Origin of the sequence: Nocardia ignorata NBRC 108230 (assembly GCF_001612905.1) — a bacterium.
Taxonomy (GTDB): Bacteria; Actinomycetota; Actinomycetes; order Mycobacteriales; family Mycobacteriaceae; genus Nocardia; species Nocardia ignorata.
On record NZ_BDBI01000028.1, the window covers coordinates 190,244 to 211,406 of the forward strand.

15 protein-coding genes and 1 pseudogene are annotated in these 21,163 nt (G+C 65.8%); 12 read left to right on the top strand and 4 right to left on the bottom strand.

Annotated features, from left to right (window positions below; translation table 11 throughout):
* Positions 1-65 precede the first annotated feature (65 nt).
* The 8 genes from NI2_RS23650 to NI2_RS23685 all read left to right on the top strand — a co-directional run bounded on the left by NI2_RS23650 (position 66) and on the right by NI2_RS23685 (position 11,809).
* On the top strand, positions 66-6,305 hold the full coding sequence (locus NI2_RS23650) for a type I polyketide synthase (protein ID WP_166655823.1): 6,240 nt from the start codon (positions 66-68) through the stop codon (positions 6,303-6,305).
* A 29-nt stretch (positions 6,306-6,334) separates the two neighbouring features.
* The gene (locus tag NI2_RS23655; protein ID WP_067494367.1) at positions 6,335-6,988 is read left to right on the top strand and encodes a hypothetical protein; all 654 of its coding nucleotides are present in this window, start codon (positions 6,335-6,337) and stop codon (positions 6,986-6,988) included.
* Between the two features lie 40 nt (positions 6,989-7,028).
* Entirely contained in the window at positions 7,029-7,826 is a 798-nt protein-coding gene (locus NI2_RS23660; RefSeq protein ID WP_067494370.1) for a cupin-like domain-containing protein, read from the top strand.
* 35 nt (positions 7,827-7,861) lie between these two features.
* A complete protein-coding gene (locus tag NI2_RS23665; RefSeq protein ID WP_067494373.1) occupies positions 7,862-8,134 on the top strand; it encodes an acyl carrier protein in 273 nt (90 codons plus the stop codon).
* Positions 8,135-8,147: 13 nt separating this feature from the next.
* A complete protein-coding gene (locus NI2_RS23670) occupies positions 8,148-8,606 on the top strand; it encodes an ester cyclase (RefSeq protein WP_067494376.1) in 459 nt (152 codons plus the stop codon).
* Positions 8,599-9,948, top strand: a complete 1,350-nt coding sequence (locus NI2_RS23675; RefSeq protein ID WP_067494379.1) for a cytochrome P450 — start codon at positions 8,599-8,601, stop codon at positions 9,946-9,948. The genes NI2_RS23670 and NI2_RS23675 overlap by 8 nt, the downstream gene beginning before the upstream one ends.
* 70 nt (positions 9,949-10,018) lie before the next feature.
* Positions 10,019-10,906: a phytanoyl-CoA dioxygenase family protein gene (locus NI2_RS23680; protein WP_067494383.1), complete on the top strand. Its 888-nt coding sequence runs from the start codon at positions 10,019-10,021 to the stop codon at positions 10,904-10,906.
* 12 nt (positions 10,907-10,918) lie between these two features.
* Positions 10,919-11,809, top strand: a complete 891-nt coding sequence (locus tag NI2_RS23685) for a phytanoyl-CoA dioxygenase family protein (RefSeq protein WP_067494386.1) — start codon at positions 10,919-10,921, stop codon at positions 11,807-11,809.
* 73 nt (positions 11,810-11,882) lie between these two features.
* Here NI2_RS23685 and NI2_RS23690 read toward each other — a convergent pair whose 3' ends face one another.
* Positions 11,883-12,425, bottom strand: coding sequence for a DUF6879 family protein (locus tag NI2_RS23690; protein ID WP_067494389.1), 543 nt, complete (start codon positions 12,423-12,425; stop codon positions 11,883-11,885).
* 2 nt (positions 12,426-12,427) lie between these two features.
* Positions 12,428-13,549: a 2OG-Fe(II) oxygenase family protein gene (locus tag NI2_RS23695; RefSeq protein ID WP_067494392.1), complete on the bottom strand. Its 1,122-nt coding sequence runs from the start codon at positions 13,547-13,549 to the stop codon at positions 12,428-12,430.
* Between the two features lie 576 nt (positions 13,550-14,125).
* Between NI2_RS23695 and NI2_RS23700 the strand changes: the two genes are divergently transcribed.
* The 3 genes from NI2_RS23700 to NI2_RS23710 all read left to right on the top strand — a co-directional run bounded on the left by NI2_RS23700 (position 14,126) and on the right by NI2_RS23710 (position 19,471).
* Positions 14,126-15,736, top strand: coding sequence for an ABC transporter substrate-binding protein (locus NI2_RS23700; protein WP_084476676.1), 1,611 nt, complete (start codon positions 14,126-14,128; stop codon positions 15,734-15,736).
* Positions 15,737-15,855: 119 nt separating this feature from the next.
* Positions 15,856-18,420, top strand: coding sequence for an oligopeptide/dipeptide ABC transporter ATP-binding protein (locus tag NI2_RS23705; RefSeq protein ID WP_243750093.1), 2,565 nt, complete (start codon positions 15,856-15,858; stop codon positions 18,418-18,420).
* Positions 18,421-18,466: 46 nt separating this feature from the next.
* Positions 18,467-19,471 carry an ABC transporter permease gene (locus tag NI2_RS23710; protein WP_067494398.1) on the top strand — a complete coding sequence of 335 codons (1,005 nt, stop codon included), beginning with the start codon at positions 18,467-18,469 and terminating at the stop codon, positions 19,469-19,471.
* A gap of 141 nt (positions 19,472-19,612) precedes the next feature.
* Here the strand turns inward: NI2_RS23710 and NI2_RS23715 are convergent, their stop codons facing one another.
* Complete coding sequence (locus NI2_RS23715) at positions 19,613-20,059, bottom strand: NUDIX hydrolase (RefSeq protein WP_067494401.1); 447 nt, start codon at positions 20,057-20,059, stop codon at positions 19,613-19,615.
* Positions 20,060-20,193: 134 nt separating this feature from the next.
* Positions 20,194-20,868: a TetR/AcrR family transcriptional regulator gene (locus tag NI2_RS23720; protein WP_067494404.1), complete on the bottom strand. Its 675-nt coding sequence runs from the start codon at positions 20,866-20,868 to the stop codon at positions 20,194-20,196.
* Positions 20,869-20,992: 124 nt separating this feature from the next.
* On the opposite strand from NI2_RS23720, the pseudogene NI2_RS35285 reads away from it, so the two are divergent.
* Positions 20,993-21,163 (top strand): annotated as a pseudogene (locus NI2_RS35285) (malonic semialdehyde reductase); the annotation flags it as partial.

The following is a 21,163-nucleotide window of genomic DNA, read 5'->3' on the forward strand; positions in this document are numbered from 1 at the left end:
GTCGAGCAGCTTCCTGCCGATATCCGGTCTGCCACTGTGCCCGAAGACGAGGAATGAATGGTGCCATGATTGACCACAGCGACACCGGGCCGGGTGGATTGATCGCGATCGTAGGCATGGACTGCCGATTCCCGGGTGCCGATGGTCCGGACGAGTTCTGGAAGCTGCTGGACGAGGGACGGCATGTGTCCCACGGCCTGCCCACCGACCGCGGATGGGACCTCGATCGGGTGTACAACGAGGACCCGGCTGTCGAAGGGACCACCTATATCCAGCGGGGTGGCTTCCTCCGCGACATCGGCGACTTCGACGCGAGCCTGTTCGGGATAGGCCCGCGTGAGGCCACCACGATGGATCCGCAACAACGGATGCTGCTGGAGAGTTCGTGGCTGGCCCTGGAACGTGCGCGCTCGAGCCCGCAGTCGTTGCGCACCGTTCGCTCCGGCGTGTATGTCGGCGCGACCGACAGCTATTACGGTCTGGCGGGCTCGAGAATTCCCGGCCTGGAACGGCATCTGCTGATGGGCACGATGCTGAGCGCGACCTCGGGCCGGATCGCCTACGCGCTCGGCCTCAACGGCCCGGCCATCACCGTGGATACGGCCTGTTCGTCCGCGCTGGTGGCCGTGCACCTGGCGGTGCGGGCGCTGCGCTCCGGTGAGTGCGATGTCACGATCGTCGGCGGCGCTACGGCGATCTCCGATCCGTCGATGCTGGCACGATACTCCCGGCACCGCGTCCTGTCGGTGGACGGCTACTCCCGTGGATTCTCCGCCGACGGCAACGGTTTCGCACCGGCGGAGGGCGTCGCGTCGTTGATCTTGATGCCGTTGGAGCGAGCCCAGTTCCTCGGCAAGCCGGTTCTCGCGGTGATCCGCGGCAGCGCTGTCAACGAGGACGGAGCGAGCGCCACACTGCAGGCGCCCAACGGGCGTGCCCAGCAGGCCGTGATCGCCACCGCCCTCGACGATGCCGGGTTGCGTCCGCAGGACATCGGTGCGATCGAAGCGCACGGTCCCGGAACGCCGCTCGGCGACGCGACCGAGGCCGCGACTCTGCAGACCAGTTATGCGCGGCACCATTCCGCGGACGACCCCTTGTGGGTGGGTTCGGTGAAATCGAACATCGGCCACACACTCGCCACTGCCGGTCTCGCCGGTCTGATGAAAATGGTGCTGGCGCTACAGCACGAGCGTTTGCCCGCCACCCTGCATGTGGACAGGCCCATCGCCGGTGTGGACTGGACAACGGGCGGCATGCGGTTGCTGCGGGAGTCGCGCCCCTGGCCGCGTTCGGCAGAACCTCGGCGGGCCGGTGTCCTGTCGTACGGGATCACCGGCACCAACGCCCATGTCATTCTCGAAGAAGCTCCGCAGCCCGCAGCTGCCGGGCATCGGCGGATTGGCACGCGTGAGCCTTCGCCGCTGCGCACGCGACTGCCGATGTGGCCGCTGTACGCGGCGTCGCCGTCGGCTCTCGTCGCGCAGGCCGCGGCGCTGGCCACCCATGTGCGCGGCAACGCGGACCTTTCCGCAGTGGATCTCAGCTGGTCGCTCGGAACCACGCGCAGCCCTCTGACACATCGAGCTGTCGTCACCGGAGGACAGAAGGAGGAACTGGTAGCGAGGCTGGAAGCCTTCGCCGCAGAGGCGATTACGTCCTCCGAGGGCGTTGCCGTCGGAAAGGTGCGGCACGGTCCGGGCCCCGTTTTCGTCTTCCCCGGCCAGGGGTCGCAATGGGTCGGCATGGGGGAGCGGTTGCTCACCGACTCACCCGCTTTCGCCCGATCGATGACGCGCTGCGCCGAAGCGTTGAGCCCCTACGTGGACTTCGACGTCGTGGCGGTGTTGCGTGGGGAGCGGAGCGCACCGCTCGAGCGGGCCGAGGTGATCCAGCCGCTGTTGTTCGCGATGTATGTGTCGCTGGCCGCATTGTGGCGGAGCCTCGGGGTCGAGCCCGCCGCCGTCATCGGGCACAGTCAAGGTGAGATCGCCGCGGCTCATATCGCCGGAGCTCTGACGCTCGACGAGGCTGCCCGCGTGGTGGCGTTGCGCAGCGCCGCACTGCGGTCGATCGACCGGCGCGGAGCCATGGCATCGGTGGCTATGCCCGTCGAGCGCACGCGGGAAGCACTCGAGAGGTGGAACAACCAGCTCGAGGTGGCAGTGGTCAATGGGCCGTCGGCGACGGTGGTCGCCGGCGACGCCGACGCGATGACGGAATTTCTGCGGCACTGCGAGCAACGCGGTGTCGAAGGCCGGCTGCTGCCCGTGGACTACGCTTCCCACAGTCGGCACATGGAGGCGCTGCGCGACCGTATCCTCGCCGATCTCGGCGCGATCACCTCGCATGCGGCCCGGCTGCCCATCATCTCCTCGACCACCGGCGAGATCATCGATTCGACCGGCCTCGGTGCCCTGTACTGGTTCGAGAATCTCCGCCGCACTGTGCATTTCGACGAGGCGATCCGCAGTGCGGTGACTGCGGGATATCGGCAGTTCGTCGAGGTGTCGCCGCATCCCGTATTGGTCGGCGCCATCGCCGAGGTCGCATCGCTGGTCGACATCGACGCCGGGGTCACCGGCACGCTGCAACGCGGGCGAGGCGGCGGCGAGGACTTTCTCGCCGCCGTGGCCGACGCGCACGCCCAAGGCGCCGAGGTGAACTGGGAGGCACTGTATCCCGGTGCCCGCGAAGTCGACTTGCCCACCTACGCGCTGCAACGTCGGCCCTATTGGTTACCTGCGACCGGCACGTCACGGAATCTGCGGGACGGATCGTTCGACATCGCGGACCACCCGCTCATCACCGCCACCACCGACCTTTCCGACGGCGGCACGGTGTGTGTGGGTCACCTCGACCCGAGAGAACACTCGTGGCTGGCGGACCACAAGGTGTTCGACCGGGTCATCGTCCCCGCCACGGTGACGGTCGAGATTCTCACCTGGTGCGCTGCCCGAGCGGGCCGGAGCGGGGTGCAGGACCTGGTCCTGAGTTCGCCGCTGCCGCTGACGGATACCACGGTCGACATCCAGGTGATGTGCGGACCGGTGAGACAGGACGGACGCCGACGGCTGACCCTGCACTCGCGTGATCGCGGGGACAAGGGCCCGTGGCGCTGCCACGGCGAGGCGACAACCGCGGGCACCATCGCGGCTGCGACCGAAGACGTTCCACAGGAACAGGTTTGGCCGCCCGAAGGTAGTCATCGCCTGCCCTTGGACGGAACCTATCGCGTACTGCACGACAGAGGCTACGACTACGGTGCCGCCTTTCAGAACCTCACCGCCGTCTGGCGCAAGGACACCACGCTGTACGTCGAAGTCCAGTTGGTGCGTCGCCGGCCGCCGCGTACCGAAGGCTTCGCTGTTCATCCCGCTCTCGTCGATTCGATCCTGCACGCCCTGCTGCTGACCGGAGCCGAGCAGAGCACGATACTGCCGTACTCCATCGGAGCCGCCCGGATACTGCCGTGCCGGACGGACGCTCTGCGCGCCACGATCAGCCCGGCCGGACAGGACCGCTACCACGTGCGGGCCACCGATCCACACGGAAACCAGGTCGCCGACTTCCGGGATCTGCTCCTGCGTCCGGTGACGAAACGCGCACTGCGCGGCATGCTCGCCACCGGCGCCGGCCATGCGTTCCGGCTCCTCTGGCGGCCGGTCGAGGTGGGCGCCGGGGGTGCGGGGGACTGCGCACGGTGGGCGGTTGTCGGCGCACAGCGCGACCTTCCAGGAGCCGACGTTCACCCCGACGCCCGCTCGTTGGCCCTTGCGCTGCGGCACGGTCGAGATGTTCCGGAGGTTGTCCTGCTCGATCTTCGTTCCTCGACACCCAGTGGCGAGCTGCCCGAGGAAAACGCACTGCGGCAACATCTTTCGCGATCGATGGTCGACGCACAAACGCTCCTGCGCGACGAACTGCTCGTCGAGACTCTGATCGTCTGCGTCACTCACCGCGCCAACAGCACGAGCATCACCGAATGCGCGCCGGACGCGATCGGAGCAGCATGCGCGGGCATGATGCGTTCCGTCGCGACCGAGCATCCGGGTCGGGTGCGACTGATCGATCTCGACGACGACCCGGTCGATCATCGGCTGATGGCCGGTGTGATCGGCACCGGCCATCAGCAGGTAGCTCTGCGCGGTGCGCGGGCATTGGTCCCACGCCTGGCTCCTGCGGCCGAAGGTCTTCTCCGGCCACCGGTCGTCGAGCAATCCTGGCGGCTGGTGCGAGGTCGGGACAAGACCTTGGACAGCGTCGCGCTCGCCCCGGCACCCGACCTCACGGTGCCGCTCGAACCGGACCAGGTGCGCATCCGCGTGGTGGCCACCGGCGTGAACTTCCGTGATCCGTTGGTAGCGCTCGGCATGCTCGACGAAACCGCGCTCGGTTTCGAAGTGGCCGGTGACGTCGTGGAGGTCGGCGAGCAGGTCGGCGACGTAGCGCTCGGCGCCCGGGTCGCCGCGGTCGTGCTGCATGCGGGCTCGAGGCCGGGTGCTTACGGACCCTTCGCTGTCGTCGATCGGCGTGCCGTTCTCGCCGTGCCCGCGCACTGGAGTCACGCTCAGGCCGCCGGCGCGCCCATCGTGTTCCTCACGGCCTACCACGCGCTCGTCGAGCTCGCCGAGGTGAAACCGGGCATGCGGGTCCTGATCCACTCGGCGGCGGGCGGCGTCGGCATGGCCGCCGTCCGGATCGCCACCATGCTCGGCGCCGAAATCTACGCGACCGCAAGCCTGTCCAAGCAGGGGGTCGTCGAGGCGATGGGGGTCGCGCGCGAACGCATCGCCGACTCACGCACTCTCGAATTCGAACAGCACTTCACCGAGGTCACCGGCGCCACCGGTGTCGATGTCGTCCTCGGCAGCCTCGCGGGTGAAGCGGTAGATGCCTCGCTTCGGCTGCTGCGGCCCGGCGGGATCTACCTCGAGATGGGCAGGACCGATCTCCGGGACCCGGCCACTGTCACCGCCGGGCATGCCGAAATCACCTACGACACCGTCAATATCGCGGTACTTCCGATGTCTCGGGTCCACGCCGTTCTCGGCCAGCTCCAGAAGCTGTTCGCCGACGGCGCGTTGAGCCCGCTGCCCGTCCGGACCTGGAACATCGGTCACGCACGGGAAGTGCTGCGACACCTCAGCCAGGGGCACAGTACGGGCAAACTCGTCCTAACTCAGCCCACTGCGCTCGTACCCGAAGAGACGGTGCTGATCACCGGTGGTACGGGCAGCCTCGGTCGATTGCTCGCGCGTCATCTCGTCATCGCGCACGGTTGCCGCCGGCTGCTGCTCGTCAGCCGTCGTGAGTCGTCCGAGGCCCGGAAACTGGCAGCTGAGCTCGGTGAATTGGGCGCGCAGGTCACCATCGCCGCCTGCGATGTCACAGACCGCGCCGCCCTGTCCTCGGTGATCCGGGACATCTCGCCCCGCCACCCGCTCGGCGCTGTCGTGCACGCCGCCGGGGTCTTGGACGATTGCCTGTTCACCGACCTGACGCCCGACCGGCTCGAGCGGGTGCTGGCGCCCAAAGCGATCGCGGCTCGACATCTCCACGAGCTCACCGCCGACATGAATCTGCGCGCGTTCGTGCTGTACTCGTCCATCGCCGACGTGGTCGGCACGGCCGGCCAATCGAACTACGCGGCAGCCAACGCCTTCCTCGATGCGCTGGCCTACCACCGGCACAGCATCGGTCTACCCGCCACCTCCATCGCGTGGGGACTGTGGCGGCAATCCAGCGGTCTCACCGCCCATCTGGACGACACCGACCTGGCGCGTCTCGCCCGGCAGGGTCTTGCCCCGCTCGACACGGCAGGCGCGCTCGACGTCTTCGACCTGGCCCTGGAACAGGATGAGCCGCTCCTCGCCGCGACAGCCCTCTCGCCCATCGACCCCGCTGCGCCGCCTGCCGCAATCCTGGCCGATCTGTCTCGGCACCACACCCCGTCACCTGCCGAGGACGAATCCGGCTCCGTCACAGCGGATCTCCCGCGACCGAAACTGCTGGGCCTGCCGCCCGGCGAACGGGTCAAAGCGCTGACGGCCCTGATTCGTACCCACGCTGCCGTCGTGCTGGGACACCAGGACCCCGACGCCCTCGCCGCGGATCGGACCTTCCGAGACGCCGGGTTCGACTCGCTGTCCAATGTGGAGCTGCGCACTCGCCTCAGCGGCGCCACCGGCGTCCGGCTCACGGTCGCGGGGATCCTGGACCATCCGACCCCGACTCGCCTCGCCGTCTACATCAACGAGGTTCTCGAGCGAGACAGCGGCTCCCTACCCCCCGACCTCCCGTAGACGGAGAAATGCTTTCGAAGGGAAAACACATGCCAACAGGGGAAAACCTTCCGCGTGCTGCCGTTCGAACCGCCGGTGCGAACGATATCGAGGTACGCAACCTGCGGTTGTCCGACCTGGACCAGCTCGTGGACATGGAGCAAACCAAGTGGGACCACGAACAGGCGGCGACAGCCGAGGAACTGTTCGACAGAATCGATCGACTACCCGACCTCGCCGCGGGAGCGTTCGCACCGGACGGTGACCGGCTCCTCGCGTCCATGTTCGCCCGACCGATCACCGAGGAAACGGTGCACGTGGCGCAGAGTTGGCGGGCGTGTGCCTACGCCCCACTTCCCCCGCCGGGCAGTACCGATTGTGTGTTCGGCGTGAGCCTGACCAGCACGAGTTCCGCGGCGGCCGGAACTCTCTTTCGCTCGTTCTTGCCGCGGCTGGCCGAATTGGGTTATCGGAACCTGTACGGCGGGTCGACCGTCCCCGGATTACGTGAATGGATCAAGGCCAACCCGGAGGGCTCACCGGTCTCCTATGTGCGGGCGACCAACGACGACGGGACGCCCGTCGACCGGCAGCTTCGCTACTACTACTTGAACGGCTTCACGACGATAGTCGCGGTCAAGCCCAACTACTTTCCTCACCCGCAGTCCCTGGATTACGGCGCTGTGATTCACAGAAGTCTCTGATCCGGCTGTGAGTGCCGTGCGCGAGCCGAGGGGAGAAGAAATGCTGCAGCTGCAACCGGCGACCGTGCCGTTGAGCGAGTACATCGCCAGAAAAGAACCAGCGTTCCTTCCGGGGCTGGCCGCCGATTGGCCCGCCGTGCACCGGTGGGATTTCGACTTCCTCGGAAAGTTGCGGCCCGAGTTGCCCATCGAGCTGGTTCGGGGCGATCGCGAAAACGCCGCAACACATTTCACCGAGTCGACGCTGGGTGCGTACATGAAGTTCCTCGCGCACGACGATCCCGGCGAAGAACCGCTCTACCTCAAAGAATTCGATCTCTTGCGCAGGTTCCCACAGCTTCAGGCCGACATACTTCCTCGAAAGAGGCTGTTCCCGAAGCATGTGGTCGCTCCGCCGCCCGGAGTCTGGGTAGGTCCCGCGGGCGCGCGCACCGGCGCGCACTACGACCTGCTCGGAAACATCGCCGTCGCGATCCGCGGAACCAAGCGCTTCCGCATAGCACCGCCCGGTTTCGTCGAAGATGCCGATGCGCTGTCGGCGAAATACGATCCGTTGGCGCGTCTTTCGGCTCGGCCGTTGGCCGAGATAGCAGCTGGTGCGACGAATTCCGGTCAGCACCTTTTCGAAGTCGAGCTCCAGGCCGGTGACGCACTGTACGTGCCCGATCACTGGTGGCACGAGGTGTACAACCGCTCACCCAGCGTTCTGCTCAGCGGTTTCTTCGGCACCTACAAACACGTCGCATCGTGCGCGATCCGGGTAGCGGCACGCCACATTCTGCACCTCGCGCGCCTCGATCGGGTCACCGCGTGCACCTGCCACGAAACCATAGCCTGACCTCGAGTCGCTGCCTTTCCGAACAAGGAGTACTGATGAGAGAGTTCGCCCTCGACGACTTGAGCCGACTGTATCGGGCGTGTGAAGGAGCCGACCTCGAGCTCACCGAGAAAACACTCGACGAGCCCTTCGAGGAACTCGGGTTGGACTCGCTCGGCACGATCGAACTGGCCGAACGAATTCAGCGGGAATGGCATGTCCGCATACCGATGCTGCTGCCGAACGAGACCGTCGAGATTCTCCGGACGCCGAGGCTCGCCCTCGAATACGTCAACAAGCTCTTGTCCGCGGCATACGAAAAGCGATAGAAGGAGCTCGGCGATGACGCGATCGGTCGATGACCTGATCACCACGTTCTACCGCGGTTTGAGCGGCGACGTCGGTCTGCTGGACGACGTGATGGCTCCCGACTGGGTCGACGAGTCGCCCGGGCCCGCGTCAGGTCGTGCCGGGATCGAAAGCCTTGTCGCCGCAGTCGATCACGCTTTCGCCGACTTCAGGATCGTCGTGCACGCGATCGTCGACGGACGTGGGGCGGACGGCAACGGGATGGTCGCGGTCCGCGGGGAGATGCGCGGCGTCCACGAGGGGGAGTGGCTCGGTGTTCCCCCCACCGGAAGAGCCGTCCGGATCCGGATCCACGAATTCCACCAGATCACCGACGGACTCGTTGTCCGGTCGTGGGGCCTCGAGGACTGGTTCGGATGGCTTCGCCAGGTCGGGGCCGCAGGCAGCGCTGAGCCCGGCATCTATAAAGGGAACGTAGCGACTCATGACTGAGCCTTCCCGCGAGATACCGACTGCGCCCGGCGCGCGACCGGTGGTCGGCCATCTCCTGCCTTTCGTGAAGCAGCCCTTCACCTTTCTGTCGCAGCTGCCCGAACACGGTGATCTCGTGAAGATCCGCCTCGGCCCGAAAACCGCTGTGGTGGTGTGTGATCCCGGGCTCACCCGCAAGGTCCTGATCGACGACCGGACCTTCGACAAAGGCGGTCTGTTCCTGGATCGCGAGCGGGAGTGGCTGGGCGAAAGCGTCGCCACCTGCACACACAGCAAGCATCGGCACAAGCGCCGCCTGGCCCAGCCTGCCTTTCACCCCAGACGTCTCGCGGACTACGCGCACACGATGACAACCCAGATCGCCTCCGTCGTCGACGGTTGGCAATCGGGCCGAGTCCTCGACGTCTGTCCGGAAATGTTCACGATCACCTCCAGGGTCTTCGGCGCCGCCATGTTCTCCAGCACGCTCCCGGCGGGCGTGCTGCACGAGGTGATCGGCGATCTCACCACCACCTTCGGCGGCACTTTCCAGCGCACGCTGCTGCCCGACGTGATCAGCAGGCTCCCGATTCCCAGCACCAGGCGGTACGACCACGCCAATCGGCGGTTGCGCACGACGATGAACGGCATCATCGCCGAACGGCGGGCGAGCGGCATCGACAACGGGGACCTGCTCTCGGCCTTGCTGACCGTCCACGATCGTGAAAGTGAGGCCCCCGGCACGATCGACGACGACGTCAGCGATGCCGTCGTGACGTTCTTCGTCGCGGGAACGGAAACCACTTCATCCGCGTTGGCGTGGGTGCTGTACGTGCTCGCCGAGCACCCCGACATCGAGGCGCGGTTGCATGCCGAGGTGGATACGGTGCTCGCCGGTCGGCAACCCGAATACGGTGATCTGGAGCGCCTTTCGGTCGCGAGCAGGATCGTCACCGAAACCCTTCGCCTCTATCCCCCTGCGTGGTTCTTCACCCGGAAGGTCACCGCAGACGTGGAACTCGGTCCCTACGAGCTGCCGGTCGGCAGCACCGTTGCGGTGAGCCCCTACCTCATCCACCGGCGGGCAGACCTCTACGACGATCCCGGCCGTTTCGACCCCGACCGGTGGCTGCCGGAACGCACGGCATCGCCGCCCGGAGCCCTCCTGCCTTTCGGCGGTGGGGCGAGGAAATGTATCGGGGAAACCTTCGGGATGACGGAGGTGGTGCTGGCCTTGGTGATCATCGCGAGTCGCTGGCGGGTCGAGACCGCCCCCGGAACAAGCATGCGTCCCCCGCTGTCGGTGTCCCTGATGCCAGGAGGACTGCGCCTGCGTGTGGTCGACCGCCGGGCCGGCGGCTAGGGCTGAAGTGAGTCCGGACAGCGATGGGCAGCGTCCGGGCGTCGTATTGCCGATGTGAAAGAGGTGTTCGGTGTTCGAATTGACCAGTGCTGAAAAAGAATTGCTTCCGTCGGATGACGATGTCGAGTTCTATCGGGAGCACGGCTGGTTCATCACACCGCGGTTGTTCACCGAGGAGGCGGTCGACGATGCGTTGGACGCTTTGGAGGCACATCAGCGGCGCGAGCGTGACTACGAGCTGCCGGGCGAGATCGACGAACTCTACGACTGGACCCCGGGCGCGGTGCACCAGATCCGCTTCAACGACTATGTCGCACTGACCAATCGCCGCCTCCGCGATTTCATGCTGCGGCCGATAGTCGCGGCCGTTGCCGCACGGTTGGCGCAGACGAGTCAGATCAGATTGTGGCAGAGCAGCATCGTGTACAAGCAACCACAAACCGGCGGCGGCGATACCACTATCGGATGGCACGCCGAACGCGCCTACCTGCGTACCTGTACCTCCACCAATATGGTGACCGCGTGGATCGCGCTACAGGACTGCGACGAATCCATGGGTCCGGTGGTGATGATCGACGGAAGCCACCGCTGGCCGGATACCGAGGAAATTCGTGCCATCAGATACGGTCGAACATTCTTCGGCGCCGATCCCGCGTTGTTGCAGGACCGCCTCGAGCGGACCGGCATGCCACTGCGCACCGTTCCCATGTTGTTGCGCAAAGGCGAAGTCAGTTTCCATCACTGCCTGACACTGCACGGCAGCGGCCCCAATCTGAGCGGGCGGGCCAGGGTCGGTGCGACGGTGGATATGCAGGATCGCCCGAATCTCTATCAAGCGGTTTACGACGAAGTGGGAGAACTGCTCACCACGGCGAACGACCGGATGTGCCGCAGGTTGCCGAACGGCGATTTCGACTACAGCGACCCCGCGATCTGTCCAGTGCTGTGGGACGAGTAGAAACGAGGAATCATGTTCGAATTGTCACCGGCCGAACAGCAGTTGCTGCCATCCGACGACGACGTCGAGTTCTATCAGCAGCACGGCTGGTTCGTTACCCCACGATTGTTCACCGACGAAGTAGTCGATGCCGCGTCGGCGGCGTTGGCTGCGCATCACAGGGGCGAGCGCGACAGCACGTTACCTGTCACGCTCGACGAGGTGGACGACTGGATCGAGGGTTCGCCGCACCGTCTCCGGTTCAATGATCACGTCGCACTGACCAGCGAATATCTCGGAAGTTTCATGCTCCAGCCGTTGATCGGGGCCATCGCGGCGCGACTGGCGCGGGCCGGTCAGATCAGGCTCTGGTTGAGCAGCTTGATATACAAACCACCGCGCACCGAGCACACCATCGAATGGCATTCCGACCGTGTTCATTGGCGCACCTGCACCTCCACCAAGATGTTGACCGCATGGATCGCGCTCCAGGACAGTGACGAATCCATGGGACCCGTCGTCATGATCGACGGGAGCCACAGATGGTCCGATACCGAGCAGATACGCGCGATTCGCTATAACGACGAGTTCATTCTCGGCGCCGACCCGGCGAAGGCGGACAATTTGCTCATGAGTACCGGAATGCCGATTCGGCGCGTGCCGCTGTTGCTACGCAAAGGGCAGGTGAGTTTCCACAGCTGCATGACGATTCACGGCAGTGGCTCGAATCTGAGCAACCTCGCGCGAGTGGGACTGATCGTGCACATGCAGGATGGCGCGAACCGATACCAGCGAGTCTACGACGAAACGGGACAATTGCAGTCGCACGTCAACGATCGACTGTGCGGCAGACTTCCGAACGGGGACGTCGACTACAGCGACCCCAAGATCTGTCCCGTGCTCTGGGATGCGACTTCGCTGTGACGGTGGGCCGCAAGCCGTGCGGGTACGCGCCGCAGGGCGGCGCGGTTCGCGGGGACGGTGGTGACCGGTCACGTCAGGGGAGGCCGGCCCCCGGTACGTAGTCGTTGTGGGGCACGGCTTTTGCCCACAACGCGTCACGTATGGCGATCGCGCGGGCGACTTCGACCGGGTCGTGCGTCAGGCCGTAACCCACGAAATCCTCCGCGTCGAACAAGGTCCAGGCGAGTGTGTCGTCGTCGATCAGACACCACTCGTCGGTGGTGTAGTCCTCCGACGGGCACCAGTGCCGGGGGAGCCAGCGAATGTCTTCACCGTGTGCCTGGTTGCGATCGGTCACCGCGTGGAGAAAACGGATGTAATCGGTCAGCGGTTCGGTGACCACTCGCACGCGTTGCATAGCGACTCCTCGTGCGGTGGTCGCGTCGCTCAGGTCTTCCCATTCCTTCCACAACACCGGGTAGTCGTCCGGGTCGAGCGGCACCAGGCCGGCCTGATATCGACGCATCGGTTCGTGTTCGTCGCTCACGACGTGGTCGTCTTCCACCTCGAATTGAAAGGCGCGGTACCGAGCCTGCTCGAACAGCGAAGCCAGCTCGGCGCGGGGGAGAAACAGCATCGTCACCACGCTCCGTTGATCGAGGGGCGAACCCCGGCAGGTCCAGAGGTGTTCGGGCTCGTCATATTCCGGCATCGTTCGGACAGCCTGTCGGCAACCTTTGTCATGAATTCTTTGCCACTGATCGGCGGCCGTTCCGGTTGAAATCCCGGTAGAACTTCGAGGATCGCCGCCTCATAGGGATGAAGTGTATAGAGGACCGTCACCCGGGGCGCGGCGCGCTGGGCGGGATCGCGTGGCACGCTGACACGATGTGTGCAGGCGCGAAAGCGATTGTCACTGATATAGCCGAGCCATTTACCACTGATGACGACCAGGGAGTCGGCCGGCGTGTACACCCTGCTCCACGCCTCGTTCTGCGGGCGATATACCTGTAGTCCTTCGACCGGGCTTCCGGTCATCAAACTGAGCAGCCCGTAGTCCTCGTGAGACAGCACGCGCGCGGGCGAGGCGAGGTCCTCGAGGGGTGAGCTGATCGGTGGGTAGTGATTCAACCTCAGGACGTCGTTCGTGGGGGAGATGTTCTGGTCGTAGAGCGACGGATCGACGTCGAGGTACTGCAGCAGGGCTCTGCCGAGCTGCTGGGTGAGCTCCTCGCACGCATGCCAGAATTTTCTGAATGCTGATTCGTATTTCTCGTCGGGCCAGTGGCCGAGAGCCACGTCCGCGTCTTCTCCGGTGATTCGGAACGCTGATCGGTCGAATTCCCACGCTTCCACCGCATGCGGCAGCGCAGGCATACTTTCCTGGAGTGGAACGTACCCCAGATAGTAGGGTTCGCCGTATGCGCAGTCCGTCGAAACGAACTTCATCTTCTGGTCTTCGGGCACCGTTGTGAAAATGTTCAGTGCGTTGCGATCGATGGCCTGAAGTTCGTCGGCGCCGATTCCGTGGCCGGTCAATATCGCGATACCGACGTCCACCATGGCGGTACCGAGCTGGTCGATGAAACGATCTCGTGCTGCCGGGGTGCCGCGCAGATCCGCCATGTCGCAGACCTGTGGTCGGAAATCATCGTCGAAATTGTCCTCGTGGCTCTCGACGAGTGTGTATCCGGAATAGGCTCGATCGGTTTCCGGGGCTCCGAAATCTGATACCGCATCGCTGGTTTCTTTGTCGCTCACGTCTTCACCCCTGACGGACGATGATATCCAAGCACAACAACTCGGGCCGGCGCCCGGGAAATAGTCGAGGAGAGGTACACGATAGAAGCACGGACCGGATCTGTGAATCACAGAAGGCGTGATCGTTCGCGTCTCGGTTGTCGCGGGTCTGTGCTGTATTCAACATCGCATCACCACGGCCGTGCTGTCAATAGATGCCGCACATTACGGAGCTCTCGTGTCAAGCCCTGTGGACCGCGACTCCGGAGCGCATCGCCTCGGATCATCCAGTCCTGCTTCGGCTTCCGAAAACGCGCCGAACGCCGCCGTAATTCGGTCATCTGTGCACCCTCGACGTCGGCTGGTCGGCCGGCTCGCTGCTCGCCGTCGCTCGCTGTGAAGCGCGGTTTTCGGTTGTGCCGCGCACGATTTCGAGATCTGTCCCCGGATTCCTGTGTGACACTTGAGATTCGGATCATGCGTGAGGTCGTCGCAAAGGGGTTGGGTGGCGGACCTCGGAACGAAATCGGATGTCGCTCGCGATGCCGGTAGAGCCCGGCACCTCGCCCGCGACGGCTCTGAAAGGTGCGTTGCGATATGGGCACTACCGCGGACCGACGGACGTTCCTGAAGGCCACCGCGCTCGTCGCGGTGGGGGAAGCCCTCGGAGTATCGGCGTTGCTGTCGGCATGTTCAGGCGGATCCCGTGGAGCCGTGACGTTCGGTGACACGATCCGGTTCGGGTTCCTGGCCGACATGCAGGTGCCCGACCCCGACATCTTCTACGAGGGCGAGGGTCTACAGGTGACCCTGAACGTCTACGAAGGCTTGGTCGCCTACGCCCCCGATTCATCCGAGATCGTGCCCGGCCTGGCCGAGTCGTGGACGGTCACCGACGACGGGCTCACCTACATGTTCAAGCTCCGTGCCGGTGTCACCTTTCACGACGGCACGCCGATGACAGCCGCCACGATCATCACAAGCTTTGAACGACGTTCGGCGATCGACCAAGCACCCGCCTACCTGATCGCCGACGTCGAGTCGATGTCCGCGCCCGACGACTTCACGCTCGTGATCGAACTCGCCCATCCGGTCCAACCGTTCCTCGACTACCTCGCCTGCCCGTGGGGGCTCAAAGCGGTGAGCCCGACCGCGATACAGGCCCACAGCGTGAACGGTGACCTGGCTCAGGACTGGTTGAGCACCCACGATGCGGGAACCGGCCCCTACCGGATCACCGAGTTCGTGCCGAGCAGTCACTACACGCTGACCGCGTACGACGGCTACTGGGGGACGAAACCGGAATTCACCACCCTGCGCATCGAGATCATCCCGGACATCATGTCGCAACGCCTGTTGCTCGAGCAGGGCCAGCTGGACATGATCACCAAGGGTCTGCCGATCGCCGCGATCGAGGCGATGCGGGCGAACCCGGCGTTGACCGTGACGGAGCACCCGACGGCGTTCAAATCGTCGATCTTCCTGAACTGGAAGAAGGGCCCGTTCGCCGATACCGCGTTCCGCCAGGCGATGCGCAAGGCGGTGGACGTTCCCGCGCTGATCGAACCCGCTTACGGCTCGACCGTCGCACGATCCACCCAGTTCTACCCGGCCGGAGTGCTGCCGGACGGCGCCGCACCGGATGCGCCGGACCACGACACCGCCGAACTGAAGGCATTGATCGCGAAACTGCCGGACGGCGACAAGCGGATCGACGTCGCCTACGACGAGGCCGGCGGCGCCACCGATGCCCGTGTCGCCGAACTCCTTCAGACGCAGCTCGCGGCATTGGGACTGGCCGCTACGGTGCGGGCCATGCCGACCTCGCAGGTATTCGCCCTGCATTCGACACCGGTCGGGCAGCAGCCGCACATGTTGGTCCACGGGTCCGGCGGCGACGCGCTCAACGCCGACACCACACTGCGGATCTTCTTCCGCACCGGCGTCTCCCCGATCAACTGGTTCAACTATTCGGACACCACGCTGGACGCCGTCATGGACGCCGGGAAACGATCACTCGGCAAAGCAGAGGCCGAACGGCACTGGGTCGAGGGCGCCGAGATCGTGATGGGTCAGGCCTGGATCATCAACCTCTGCGATATCGAGGACGTGATCGTGACCGGTTCGGGCATCGGCGACATCGTCCATACGCTGCTCGGCACGGGCATGGTTCCTGTCAACCTGCTCCGGAAGGTGACAGCGAGGTGAAGCACTTCCGCGCAGGAGCAGCCGACGGGGACGAAGGCGGCCGCCTTCCGCGTGCATGTGTCAGCGACCTCGAGGTGACGTTTCGCCACCGGGGCGTCGCGGTGCACGCGGTTCGGGGAGTGAGCATCGAGATCGCGGCCGGGGAGATCATCGCGCTCGTGGGGGAATCCGGTTCCGGCAAGAGCGTTTTGGGGCTGAGCCTGCTCGGACTGCCGGTGGGCGACCCACCTGCCGTCGTCACCGGGCGGGCCGAGGTTTGTGGCGTCGACATGATTGCCGCCTCGCCGGCCGAGCGACGGAGAGTCCGGCGCGCGCATCTGGGCGCGGTGTTCCAGAATCCGATGACTTCGCTGAACCCGACGATGCGGATCGGCGAGCAGGTGCGGGAGGTCGCGGGCTCGACCGCGGAGGCGGTCCGGCTGCTCGACCTGGTCGGCATCCCACAGCCAGATCGCAGGCTGCGCTCGTATCCGCACGAGCTGTCGGCGGGAATGCGGCAACGAGTCATGATCGCGATCGCGATCGCCACGCGACCGGACCTGATCATCGCCGACGAGCCTACTTCGGCGCTCGATGTCACGGTGCAGGCGCAGGTTCTGGCCCTGCTCCGCGACCTGCGAGCCGAACTCGGCTGTTCGGTATTGCTGATCACCCACGAGATCGGCGTCGCCGCCGCGGTCGCCGACCGGGTCGCGGTCATGTACGGCGGTCGCCTGATCGAGGTCGGCGCCACGGCCGACGTCCTCGCCACCCCCGCGCACCCCTACACCGTCGGCCTTCTGGATTCGCGCCTCGATCTCAGCCTGCCGGTGAACCATCGAATACCTGTGCTGACGGGCATGCCACCCGATCCCCGGGACCCCGCGCCGGGTTGCCCGTTCGCTCCGCGATGTTCGCTTCGCACCGAGGACTGTGCGAAGTCGCCGATCCCGCTGACACCGGCCGGCTTCCACGCGGGCGAGGCCGCGTGCATCCTTCCGGCAGAGGTCGACCGGAACCGAGCGCGTGGGCCGGCCTCCGCCTTCTCACCGTTGGAGCACCCCGACCGCTCGCGACCGGCCGTCCGGTGCCGCGGTGTCGGCAAGAGCTTCCGCCTTCGCACCGGATCGGTCCGGCGCGAGGTGCATACGGTGCTTCGCGACCTCGACTTGCAGGTGGAAGCAGGCGAGGCCGTCGCGGTGGTCGGCGAGTCGGGCTCGGGAAAATCGACTCTGCTCAGGCTGATCGCGGGATTGGAGAAACCGGACCGCGGCGTCGTCGAGGTGTCCGGTACGTCGACGCAGATGATCTTCCAAGACGTCAGCGCGTCGCTGACACCGTGGCTGACCGTCGAGCGACAGGTCGGTGAACGGCTGCCGAGGACACTCGGCCGGGCCGAGCGCCGGGCCCGGGTGATCACCGCCCTCGAACGCGTGGGGCTCCCGGCGGCCGTCGCCGACCTGCGTGCCGCCAGTTTGTCGACGGGGCAGCGGCAGCGCGTGGCGTTCGCGCGGGCGACGATCGTCGTTCCCGACGTATTGCTGTGTGACGAACCGACTTCGGCGCTGGACGCACCGCTGGCGGCGTCGACATTGAACCTGATCCAGACGCTGCGACGCGAGTTCGGGCTGACGGTCGTCTTCGTCACCCACGATCTGGCCGCGGCGCGTTTCGTCGCCGACCGCATCGCCGTGATGTTTCGCGGCGAGATCGTCGAGATCGGCGCCGCCGAGAAGGTCGCCCACGCACCGTCGCACCCTTACAGCAAGGCGCTGGTGGAGGCCGTACCGAATATCGGGAGCGCACCGGAACAGCGGCTCGCCGAGCCGGCAGATGCCGTGCCGGCGTCGGCGCCGCTGACCGGTGGCGCGGGCGTCGAATCGGCACCGGCGGCGGCAGCGGTGCGCGGACGCGTGAAACCGAGTGAGGTGATCACGTTGTGTGTGCTCGCGATGCTGATCGTCGTCATGCTCGGCGCACCCTGGATCGCGCCGTACGACCCCGATCTCCCGGTCGGGAATCCGACATCCCCTCCCGATGCGGCGCACTGGCTCGGTACCGATGAGGTCGGGCGCGACATCGCGAGCCGCGTGTTGGTCGGCATGCGCGCCAGTTGGTTAGGCGCCCTGTGCGTGATCGCCTCGGGAATCGTCATCGGCGGGACCGTGGGAGCGGTCGCGGGCACCCTCGGCGGAATCGTCGACCGGATCCTGATGCGGATCACCGACATCTTCATCGCCCTGCCCGCGGCGTTGCTCGCGATCGCCGTCGTAGCCGCGATCGGGCCGTCGTATGTTCATACGCTGGTGGCGGTGGCACTGGTCTGGTGGCCGTTGTACGCGCGAGTCGTGCGGGGCGAGGTGACAAGACTCCGATCCCAGCCGCACATCGGCGCCGCACGGATGGCGGGTGCAGGCCGCTTCGAACTCGGTCGGCTCCACCTGCTTCCGGGCGCATGGCCGCCGACCATTGTCGCGGCGAGTCTCGACGTCGGCGCCTTGATCCTGATGCTGTCCGGACTTTCCTTCATCGGTCTCGGTGCTCCCGCCCCCGCTCCCGAGCTGGGCGCGATGTCCGCGAGGGGGCTGCCGTACCTGCTCGATTCCTGGTGGGTGCCGATCATGCCCGCGATCGGACTGTTGGTGCTCGCCACGATCGCCAACCTCGCCGGCGATGTCATCCGTGACCGCCTCACCGATCGCTGACCGCAGGCCGAAATCGCCTCTCCTCCTGCGCAAGGGAGAACTTCGAATGCTCACAGCCATAGCCCGGCGCACCGGTGGGACTGTCCTGGTGTTGCTCTCGCTCGTCGGGGTGGTATTCGTGCTGCGGCAAGTCTCGCCGGTGGACCCCGCCCGGGCTGTCGTCGGTGACCGGGCCTCCGCCGAGGTGGTCGAACGAGCACGCGACGATCTCGGTCTCGATCGGCCGCTGCCCGTGCAGTATGTCGAATACGTCGAAAGGGCGGCCACCGGCGACCTCGGACAGTCCGCGGTAACCAGGCGACCGGTCAGCTCCGACATCGGCGAATTCCTGCCCGCCACAGCGGAACTGATCATCTGCGCGTTCGTGCTCGCGGTTCTGCTCGGTGTGCTGCTCGGCACGGCGACGGCACTGCGCTGGCCAGGATCGGGCGCGCTGCGGGTGGTGTTGATCGGCGGATCGTCGATGCCGATCTTCCTCGCGGCACTGCTCGCGATCCTGTTGTTCTACAAGGAATTCGGCGTCCTCCCCGCTCGCGGCCGCAGTTCCTACGCCGACGCGCCCGACGGGCCCACCGGGTTCCTGCTCGTCGACTCACTGGTCGCCGGGCGGCCGAGCGTATTCCTCGATGCCGTCGAGCATCTGATCCTCCCCGTGGTCTGCTTGTCCCTGGTGCCCGCCGTCGCGATCGGCCGGGCCCTGCGCAGCAGCTTGCAGCACACGCTGCGCTCGGACTTCGTTCGCACCGCCCGCGTGAAAGGCCTCACCGAGCTACGCGTCCTCGGCAGACACGCCTTGCGCAATTCGGTGAGCTCGACATTGTCGATCGCGGGCATGCAGGTGGCCGCCATGTTCGGCGCCGACATCGTGCTGGAGTTGATCTTCGCCTGGCCAGGCATCGGCCTCTACACCGCCCAAGCGGTGAAAGCCGGCGACTACACCACGATCGCCGGCATCACCCTGATCCTCGGCGCGATCTACGTCCTGACGAACTTCCTCGTCGACCTCGCTCAAGCAATCGCCGACCCCCGGACATCTGAAGCCGCTGCGTGACAACAACTTCCGTCGTCGAGTCGGGCGTCGTTGTCGTTCTGCGGCATGGTCGGCCGACTCGTCGCGGCTCACTCGTGAGGTGCCTGCCTCGGTCGACGCCTGACGTCCGAAATGCTGCGAATCGCAGCCAGCCCCTGTGTGTCAGTGGTTGACGAGATCGCGGTACGTACCGAGGATGCCGCGGATGGAGGATGTCACCGGGAGGTGGCCGTCGAGCGGCATCCAGGCGTACCGCGCGTGGGCGGTGAGTCGAATCGGTTCGAAGGCGGCTACATCCACGGCGAAATGCAGTCGGCGGACGGGGCGTGCGTCGGGGGACAGGTAGTCGAAATCGCCGACGTGATGGCGGATCCCGGTGACAGCAAGCCCTGTTTCCTCACACACCCCGCGGGCCACCGCCTCGGCCAGGGTTTCACCGGGCTTGACGGTGGCCCCGGGAAGCTTCAGCGGGACCCTGACCGGGCCGCTGTCGTGACGCTCCAGGAGTAGTACTGTTCCGTCGCGTTCGATGATCACACCGACTCTCGGAGCGGTGCCGTCGACCTCGGCTTGGTGGGCCAGTTCTTCCAACTCCGATGCGGAGACCATGGGACTTACCGACTTCCGATTCCGGACCCGACCTCGCCGGATCCGACGACTGTATCGATTGAATAGGTTACCCCTCGACACCAGGTCGACGCGCTCGAATAGCGTGGCCGTGGCAGCGCGAATCGCGTCGCGGGTCACTCTGCTGCAGGCAAGGATGGGGAGGGCCCCGGATCGGTGCGGAAAGCGCGCACGATCAGGTTGGCGGCCTCGGTGCAGATGGTCTCGGCCTCGGTGCGGGGGAGCGGGATCGTGCCGTACATCGACGCGTGCAGACCCTGCTGGACGAGCAGTGAGACGAACTGACGGGCCGCGGTCGCGGGATCCTCGACATCGAGTTCACTGCGGGAGCGCAGCAGGTCGGCGATCTGGGCTACCAACTGTTTCGGTTCGCCGTCGGCGCAGGCGGGGCGCAGCGACGGGATCCGGGCGACCTCGCTGATGATGAGACGGCGCAGAGCGGACGCCCGCTCGTCGAGCAGCACCCGCAGGACGCGGTGGCCGATCTCGACGAGCGCGGCGGTGACGTCGGTGCGATCCGACCCGGCGATCGCGGTGCCGAAGGTCGTTGCCACCTGGGCGCGTTCGTGCTCGACCGCGGCCAGGAACAGGGTCTGTTTGTCGCCGAAGTGGTTGTAGGCGGTCTGTTTTGCCACGCCTGCCCGTTCGGCGATCACGTCGAGGGTTGCCCGCTCGTAGCCGTCGCGCAGGAATGTGTCGATCGCGGCGTCGAGAATGGCTCGCCGCTTACCCGGATCGCCCCCTGGGGGGCGGCCGCCGGGTCCGGTCGATCGCGTTGCCGATGTCGACATGTCCGTCGGCGCCTTTCACGGATGAGTGGCCTGGGTCACCAAGACTGCGGGTGGACGAGCCAGTCTATCTACTATTTACTGGACTGGACTGACTAGTCTAAGTAACTCGAGCCGCGGAGGTTTCATGACGGCGACATCGACCGATCTACTGGCGCTCGACGCGGCGGCGCAGGACATGTTGTTCCGCGCCGCCCGCACCGCCAACACGTTCACCGACGAACCGGTGACCGACGAGCAGTTCCGGGCCGTCTACGAACTCGTGAAGTTCGGGCCCACCTCGATGAACCAGCAACCG